This window comes from Streptomyces sp. SID4985 (genome assembly GCF_009863025.1).
Taxonomy (GTDB): Bacteria; Actinomycetota; Actinomycetes; order Streptomycetales; family Streptomycetaceae; genus Streptomyces.
In genome coordinates, this window is record NZ_WWIR01000479.1 from 1 (window position 1) to 1,012 (window position 1,012).

Genomic DNA, 1,012 nt, shown 5'->3' on the forward strand with positions numbered 1-1,012 from the left:
GGCGAGGGCGCCGGAGGCGGCGGCGAGTCCGGCGTAGGTCAGCGCCCGTGGGCCGAAGCGGAGGGCGGGGCGCTCCGCCGCCGCCGGGGACGACAGGGCCGGGAACAGGGAGGACACGCCACGCACTCCTTCATCACGGGGGACGCGCTGCGGAGGGCGCGCCACGAGAGACGCCCCACAGGGGACGACCCCACCTACCTACCCCGGCCGGACCCCTCAGACCCGCCGCGTCCGCCGCAGAACCCGCACGGCGGGCCAGGACACCAGCGCCGTGAAGCCCCACATCACGACGACCGTGATCAGCCAGTCGGTGAACCCGTACTCCGCGTCGTAGCCGAAGGCCGTGAACAGGAGGGAGACCAGCGCCGAGAGGCCGCCGAACAGGCCGAAGAGGATCAGTACGACGGTCTGGAGAGCGGTGCGCCGGACCTGCGCGGGGCGTCCGGAGCCACCGGAACCGGCGGCCGCCGGGGTCGCGGGGCTCTCCGGCCTCGGGACCTGCTGCCTCGGCGGCAGCACGACGACGGCGGCGCGCGGCACGGCCGCGTCGATGCCCGCCATGGTGGCCGGGTCGACGCCGTGGAGCGTGGGCTCGACCTCGACGACCATGCCGTCGGTGCCGATGAGCCGCCGTCCGCCGTCGGGCCAGGCGAGCATCGCGGCGCACTCCGCGTACCGGACCGTCGCCGCGCACTCCGGGCCGCTCCCGTGCGGGCCCTTCACGCTGACGCCGTCGGAGCCGACGACCAGCGCCGACCCACCCGCGCCCAGCTCGGCGAACTTCCGCCCGGTCACGGTGTACGGCGAGGTGGTGGGCGCCGCCGTGTACCCGGCCCAGTCCGCCGAGAGGCCGCCCGGCACCTGCATGAGGGCCGTCGCGGCGGCCTCCAGGGCGACCGCGTGCACCTGGTGGAGGGTGACGGCCGCCAGCTCGGCGCTCAGCTCCGCCGGGGACCGCACCGGGCGGCCCGCGAGCAGGTCCTCGGCGAGCGCGGGCAGCCGGAGCGCGGCC

General features: G+C 76.9%; 1 pseudogene. It reads right to left on the bottom strand.

The window, feature by feature from the left end:
- Positions 1-216: 216 nt before the first annotated feature.
- Positions 217-1,012: pseudogene (locus GTW40_RS21175) on the bottom strand (insulinase family protein); the annotation flags it as partial.